Here is a 7,460-nt window from a genome sequence, read left to right on the forward strand (position 1 = left end):
AAACATTCAAACTTAGGTTCTCGAGCAATAGTCGAGAGACACCCTCTCAAACTTTCCATCCACTAATTTCTTAAGATTTTAATCAGTTTTTTATAACTTTAATGCATGCGCTTGATCACCACCATCGTAGTAATAACTCTTGTAAACTTTATCAGTTTTAGCCAAGCTCAAATCCCTACACCGAGTTGCTATGATGCTGTTGATGTGTGCGACTCTATTGACATTTATTCACCCTTTTGGTGTTACTATGGAGACAACTATGACGATAGCAATTACTTTATAGGGGGATATTTTCAACCTTATCTGTACACAACCTCTTTTCCTAGTATTAATCCAACTACCCCTAATGCCTTTAATGGTTGCTCAGTAAACTTTGACAAAATATACTGGGTAAATTTAGCAGTAAAAACATCAGGATTTTTAAATTTCATGGTCCAATCTAAAAGTTGGCCTTTTAATGGTTTAGTTGGAGCCCCTCCAAATAATGGGGTTCCCGGAGGAACAATTTGGATTCTTTTTCCGAAAAACCAAACTCCGTACAACTCTACTTGCAATCAAATTACTAATAACCAAATTGCTCCCGTTTCTTGTAACACCCTTTACTTTACCAATTACCAAGGTGCCGTGCTTTCTCAAACGGGGAATACAGGTATGTTAGAAACTCCAAGTATTTATGGCGATTGTTATCCCGCACGTATAGAACCCTCCATTTACGTAAATGCAGGGGATGAATTTCTTCTAATGATTCGTTGCACTACAGGAACAGACACCAATGGCATCCCTTTTGAACAACCCAAACTATATGTCGGGAACGCTGTACCCGGCAACGAAAACTCTACTACCTCAGCTACTTTTACCTGCGAACCTTGGACAGTACCCCAAAACATTTGTTTAGGAGATAGCGCTTGGGTAGAGTTGAGCAACACCTACAATGGTTATGATGACACCTACACCTTTACCTTTTTAAACAATGCCAGTGATGTTGTGGATAGTCTTTACGCTCCATGGTTTCAAGTGTTGCCTACAGATACTACCACCTATAATGTTGAGGTGTCTCAAAATGGAACCGTCTATGATACTTTGAGTTTTACAATAAATGTTGCTTCTCCTCCAACGCCTAATGCGGGACCAGACCTCTTTTTATGTGAAGGTGATACGGCACAATTGAGCGCTCAACTCAGCGATACTTCGAATTACTTCTTGTGGCAAATAACAGATACCAACGACTACCTATCTGCCCCAGATACCCTAGATATTTCCTACGCTTCTCAACCCGATAACGATCTTTTAATTCTATTCGAAAACAATGGAGTTTGTCCCACGGGAATAGACTCGGTGTACATTTACACCCACCCCACCCCGCAACTTCAAGTATTGCAAGACACAACCATTTGTCTCAACGGAAGCGCTCAACTCGAAGCTGTGGTCAACAACACCGTGGTTCAAAACTACGCCTGGCCTTTTCCTTCCGATAGCAGTTCTACACAAAACTTCATAACAGATTCTTCTACTTGGATAAACTGTTACGCTGCAGACTCTATAGGTTGTAGCTCAAATACGGACAGTGTATTCATCACTGTTTTGGATAGTCTAAGCTTAAGTACACCTTTAAACATAGACTATTGCGAAGGGGAAACACTAAATTTAAACAGTATTGTTTCTGGAGGATTGCCGAATTACACGTACAGTTGGCAATATGGCGGACAAGAAGTTAGCACCAATCCTACAACAGACTTTTCTCCAACAGGTCAAGATGAACTTGTACTTATTCTACAAGATGTTTGTGAAACCCCAGCAGACACCAATATTTTCAGTTTTTCACCTTACCCTATGCCGAGTTTAAACATGAATGTAAATGATACTTTACTCTGTTATCCGGGAGAAGTCAACGTAAGTTTTACAACTTCACCCCTAGTGCAAAATTGGATTTGGAATTTGGGAGACGGAAGCATTTTAAATGATATAAATCCATTGAATTACACCTATAATCAGACCGGTATTTTTGATGTGAGTTTGACTTATTCTACTACAGATAATTGTAAGGATACATTGCCCAACCTTACTGTAGAAGTCGTAGAAAATCCCGTTGCCAACTTTAGTTTTAACAACGACATCACTGAATTCTCAACTCAAGTACTATTTACCAACACTTCGCGTTATGCCACATATTACAGTTGGAGTTTTGAAAATGCACAACCTGCAAGTAGCACGTTGGAAAATCCAACCGCTAATTTTGAAGAAGGTGAAATTGGTCTATACCAAATAGAACTCATCGCTTTCAATGAAATCGGTTGTACGGATACTTTGCGCAAAGCTATTAACATCACACCAGAGTTTAGTCTGTTTGCTCCCAACACCTTCACCCCCAATGGCGACCAAAGCAACAACACTTGGAGTGTAGCTGTAAATGGAATAGACACCAAAGATTTCCACGTACAAATTTTCAACCGTCACGGCACCCTAATTTTCGAAAGTTTTGACTACAACTTTACTTGGGATGGAACTTACAAAGGAAAGCTAGTACCCACAGGAACCTATACGTGGAAAATAGATGTGAGCACCTCACAAAATGCCGAGCGTTTGATGAGAACGGGGTTTGTGAATGTACAGTACTAAATATGAGTATTGTGGGTGAGTTTTGAGTAGAGAGGTGGATGTTAAAAACTTAGGTTCTTACATAAAACACCGGCTCCTCGATAGTACGACTCCGCTCACCACACCGCTCCGCTCGGAAACCTAGTATGTATAATTAAAGAGTAGTATTAACCGAGGTTATCGAGCGGAGTCGAGATGAGCGAAAGCCGAGAGACCAACCACAAAACATTCAAACATTCAAACTATCAAACAACCAAACACTCAAACTACAAAACCGTGAATCTTTGAATTATTAATCCCCCCTCCCTTAGTGATTGGAAGGGCACCCTGGAAGGATGAAGCTTAGTACAAAGCACTTTTTGGGGCGACCATAGAAGCCACGGAAAAGGGGATTTTGTACTTGGCTTTAGACCGAAGCGTATACTGGAAAGCACGGTGGCACCCCAATGCGTTGGGGGAACAAAGGGCCTAAAAAGACAGCTTAAACTTTTAATTCTGAAATTCGAATATTGCTTTGGTAACGACCTCCGGGAAAGTGATCGTTATAATCGAAATTGAGCCAAACATCTCCCTTTGTATCTAGGAAATAGCGCAAGGGTTTGTTTTTAATTTCTTTGGGAAAGAGCAAATTACGCAAGAGGTAAGCCACGTTTTCCAAATCCTTTTTATCGCCAATTTTAACTTCTGGATAAAGGTGTCCCACCGTTCTGCCATCGTCTAAAAGCACATTCGTTCTCACCAAACGGACCTCTCCTCCTACGGCGCGAATACATGCGGCTATGATGATGGAGTAATCGTCGCAATCTCCTTTAAACTTATCGTTGTAGCTCAACTGTTTGGCTGTATTAGAAGCCTTGGAAAAAAACTCTTCGTAGAGCGGATCATACACGTAAATCCACTTATTTTCTATTTCCTTGAAAACAGAAAAATACTGTATCCATCGCCTGTCTTTACTCAGGGCTTGGTATTCCTGAAAGTGTTTTGTGGCAATGTTTCTGGCAAAGTCGATGAGTTCGGGATTGTTATAATCAATGGCTTCTCGCAGCAGCTCTTCTCGCGTAAAGGGAACTGTTTTATTTACAAATTTAGAAGACTCACTAACCTTTTCGAGGTTGGTGAGCAAACTTTGGTAATCTGCACTAAAGCGTTGGATGGAATACATCCCCGTGATGTGCGCCAAGCCTATGGCCACCACTAAGGTTATACTTATGTAGAGGTAATATTTTTTGAGGCTATAAATAAGGAAATACAACAGAAAAAAGATGAACATAAAAAGTATCAACTGATCGAGTCGAATTCCATTACCTACAGGGAGCTCTAGGGTTGGAATAAGCGGGTAAAAAAACATGAAGACGGGCAAGGTAAAAAAGAAGCTCAAGACAAAAGCCAAAAGGCGTTTCATCCATCTATATTCTCTTTTCTTTTCACCCGTTTCTGAATTCATCTGCTTTAACTGTCAACGTATCTTTAGCAAAAAGCTTGCCTTAACACTTATTAAAATCCCCTCGATTTACAGTAAACCGAATTGTTTAAAGTGATGTGTAAGGTGCTTGCTATTCAAACGCGTCCATTGCGCGTAATCTAGCGGTCCGTAATACGGGTGAATTTGCGTTAGACCTTCTTGCATTGCATAAAGTTCTTCGAAATAAATTAATTCTTCCACCAATTCGTCTAAGGCCAATTCTATTTCTGAATGACGTAAGGCTTCCCCTTCTTTGGCAAAAGGAACTTGAACATCTCTAGCCATTTCTTTATCAGAATCTAAAAAGCGTAACATACCCGGTAATTTCTCATCGGGAATGATTTGATTTTGTGGATTTTTACCTGTTGCAATCTGCACGGCATCGGTAAGGTGTTCTATCATGCGTTGCGCACTCATCTTCCCCCACAAAGGTTTGGTTTCTGGGTCTAGCGTACCCAAATATTTAATTACATTTTCTACAGTTGGTTCTACAAACATTTTAATATTTTTTTCCTACGATTACATTTAAACTCTTAGGCACTACACTCACTGCTATATTGCGTTCTCCCTCAAGTGGTTCACCATCTAGGTGAAAAATTGCAGTTTCCAATTTTAAATTTACATTTTTAATTGAGATAAACTGCGTGTATTTGGAGCCATCTATTGCTCGATTAAAAAAGCGCCACACTAAGGATGGAATAGCGTAAAAAGGAAACTGTTTCAACATAAAAACTTCCAATTCACCATCTTCTACACTTGCTTGGGGAGCAATACAAAATCCATTTCCAAATTGAGAACCATTGGCTACTGTGCACAGCAGTAGGTCATTATAACTTTTACCTGCTATTTCAATTTTACCCGGATGATAATTGAAATACGATTTTACCACTAATTTGATATAACTCCATAATCCTCGCTGATGATATTCATCGAACTTTTGGGCGATAAACGCATCGAAACCAAAACCAGCTACTCCTATGAATGCCTTTCCATTGGCTTGAGCTGTGTCTACCACTTTATAGCGTTCCTCATTAATACATTTCAGCGCCTCTACCAATTGAAGAGGAATTTTTAAGTGACGCGCAAAACCGTTCCCAGAACCACAAGGTAAAATAGCTAAAGTAACGTTTGTACCTATCAATGCCGTACCTATTTCATGTACCGATCCATCACCACCCACCGCACAAACGATGTCAACCCCCTCTTCTACGGCAGCTTTCGTGAGCGCGGTAGCATGTCCTCTATGTTGGGTATAAACGATGCTCGTTTTAAACTTTTGGGCATCTATATACTTTTCAATGTGTCCAGGCAATTTATTCTTCTTGCCTACACCAGAAATTGGATTAATAATGAAGCGTATGCTTTTACTCATCTTCCAACTTCATTTGGTTAGACAAAATATCATTGTTATATACTTGTATACGCGCCTTAATATCTTCTGTCATCTCCTCCACTATTTGCGGATAATACCTTAAAGAATCGTGTCGTGCTAAGGTATCTAATTGATAATTGTAAAGTGCCTTCGCTTCATCTTGACTAAAACTTAGCATGTATCCATTCTTCAGATACATATAGGTTCCTTCTAGGTAATAAAGCGCTTCTGCATTGTTGGTATCTGCATAGCTTTGTCCGAAAGCGTACATTGCCTTATCCTTTGTTAAGACATCCATCAAAGAAGGATAAATATCTATTTGATCCATGATTTGTGGATGAAGTCCCGTACCCAATAACTTTTGGGGATGAAAGAAAACAATGGGAATTTGGTACATTCCTATTCTGTGTTTGTAATAACTAGAACTCCCGGATGGGGTATGATCTGCAACTAAAACAAAAAGGGTATTGTTGTACCAAGTTTCTTTTTGGGCTTGCTCGAAAAATTTGCGCAACGAAATATCTCCATAAGCCACGGAACGTGCAATAGGATATTTAGAGGGAGGTATTTGATCTTCGTAAGCTTCGGGTATGTAATAGGGGTGGTGAGAGGAAAGCGTAAATAATCCTGTGACAAACGGTTGGGATAATTCGCTCATTTTCTTTGCGGCCCAAGGATTAAAAAATTCATCCAATATTCCCCATGTACCATCAAAATGTTCGGGATTAGGGTATTCATTCCTCCCGTAATAATGCTGGAAACCTGCTAAAGAAGAAAACTCATCAAAACGCATAGAACCATTTGTAGCCCCATGATAAAAGGCGGAGCTATACCCTTTCTTGCTTAAAGCTGTAATCAGCGTGGCAATGTTATTATCTCCATAGGGTGAGGAAATGTAAGGGTTATCACTCCAACTGGGTATACCCGCGAAAATAGAAGGCATGGCCTCAATGGATTTTTTCCCATTGGCAAAAGCTTGGTTAAAATAAAGCGACTCTTGCATTAATGAGTCCAAAAACGGCGTGTATTTAGGACCTATCCATTCCTTTCCAAAACTCTCTAAAATAAGTACGACCACATTTGTGTTCTCCGGCAAACTTTGCGCATGCATTAACGGATAGTTGGGAGAAAATTTACGGCTTATTTCATCTTCTGTAAAGTAATTTTTCTTTGTAAATCCTTTCTTTCCATAGGATTTGATCATCGTGAAGGGTGTATTGAGTACCAAGGCTGTTTTCTGCATACTTGTATACTGCGCAGCACTCAAAATACCTGCAGGACGCAAGCCAACTCCTCCTCTTCCTAGAATAATAAGCAAACCTAAGATTGCTACAAAAGAGATACTGTCTTTGGTCCACTCTACCTCCGTTATTTCTCTTTTCCCTATGGTCTTGTTATAGGTAATAATAGAAAGTATCAACAAGAGAATAAAGCACAAAATAAGCAACCAAAAATCTTTAATAAAGGAGAAAACAAGCTGGTTGAAATCATTTCCAGCTCCAAGAATGCTAAATAAATCTACGGTAGATCTTTTAGACGTGAACTTAAAATACTCTACATCCATGAGGTTGAAGGCTAATATTCCGACAACGAGTACTAGGAATAAAAAATACTGGATGATTTTATGGACTAAGGATTCTTTGAACGCCTTTTTCATAGGGAGATTGGTCCACACAAAAAGCGGCAAGGATAAAAGAGATACGGAAATAATATCGAACCATATTCCCACAATGAAATCTTTAAAAACCCACGCCTCGAAACTGGCGTAATTCGCAAAAAAGAAAATAATACGAGTAATGCTCAAAAGAACGAGGGCGATACCGAACATTTGGAAGTATGCTACTACCTGTTTGGGAAGAAATTTGTTCGCCTTCATAAGGGCGAAGATAAGTAAAAAGTCTGCAAGTTAAAACGCCTAAAAACGTTAAATGAACACAAAATGAGTAGATACAAAAAAGGACCAGAAATAAATCTAGTCCTTTTGTTTTTTTTAGTGTTCGTGACAGTGCACTTCGTAGGTTGTACCGTCTA

5 protein-coding genes are annotated in these 7,460 nt (G+C 39.5%); 1 reads left to right on the plus strand and 4 read right to left on the minus strand.

Features of this window, described 5'->3' with window-relative positions; genetic code table 11:
* The first annotated feature begins 105 nt into the window (after positions 1–105).
* Entirely contained in the window at positions 106–2,616 is a 2,511-nt protein-coding gene (locus R3333_RS10730) for a gliding motility-associated C-terminal domain-containing protein (protein ID WP_318958794.1), read from the plus strand.
* Between the two features lie 460 nt (positions 2,617–3,076).
* Here R3333_RS10730 and R3333_RS10735 read toward each other — a convergent pair whose 3' ends face one another.
* The 4 genes from R3333_RS10735 to R3333_RS10750 all read right to left on the minus strand — a co-directional run bounded on the left by R3333_RS10735 (position 3,077) and on the right by R3333_RS10750 (position 7,305).
* Positions 3,077–4,039: a hypothetical protein gene (locus tag R3333_RS10735; RefSeq protein WP_318958795.1), complete on the minus strand. Its 963-nt coding sequence runs from the start codon at positions 4,037–4,039 to the stop codon at positions 3,077–3,079.
* A 66-nt stretch (positions 4,040–4,105) separates the two neighbouring features.
* The gene (locus R3333_RS10740; RefSeq protein ID WP_318958796.1) at positions 4,106–4,555 is read right to left on the minus strand and encodes a DUF1569 domain-containing protein; all 450 of its coding nucleotides are present in this window, start codon (positions 4,553–4,555) and stop codon (positions 4,106–4,108) included.
* Between the two features lies 1 nt (position 4,556).
* The gene (locus R3333_RS10745) at positions 4,557–5,429 is read right to left on the minus strand and encodes a diacylglycerol kinase family lipid kinase (protein WP_318958797.1); all 873 of its coding nucleotides are present in this window, start codon (positions 5,427–5,429) and stop codon (positions 4,557–4,559) included.
* Positions 5,422–7,305, minus strand: coding sequence for an LTA synthase family protein (locus R3333_RS10750; RefSeq protein WP_318958798.1), 1,884 nt, complete (start codon positions 7,303–7,305; stop codon positions 5,422–5,424). The genes R3333_RS10745 and R3333_RS10750 overlap by 8 nt, the downstream gene beginning before the upstream one ends.
* Between the last annotated feature and the right edge of the window lie 155 nt (positions 7,306–7,460).

The organism is Lishizhenia sp. (assembly GCF_033720595.1).
Classification (GTDB): Bacteria; Bacteroidota; Bacteroidia; order Flavobacteriales_D; family Crocinitomicaceae; genus Lishizhenia.

Excerpts from the sequence above, each read along its gene's own strand:
- R3333_RS10730 (WP_318958794.1), top strand. The coding sequence starts at position 106 with ATGCGCTTGATCACCACCATCGTAGTAATAACTCTTGTAAACTTTATC.
- R3333_RS10745 (WP_318958797.1), bottom strand. The coding sequence starts at position 5,429 with ATGAGTAAAAGCATACGCTTCATTATTAATCCAATTTCTGGTGTAGGC.
- R3333_RS10740 (WP_318958796.1), bottom strand. The coding sequence starts at position 4,555 with ATGTTTGTAGAACCAACTGTAGAAAATGTAATTAAATATTTGGGTACG.
- R3333_RS10750 (WP_318958798.1), bottom strand. The coding sequence starts at position 7,305 with ATGAAGGCGAACAAATTTCTTCCCAAACAGGTAGTAGCATACTTCCAA.
- R3333_RS10735 (WP_318958795.1), bottom strand. The coding sequence starts at position 4,039 with ATGAATTCAGAAACGGGTGAAAAGAAAAGAGAATATAGATGGATGAAA.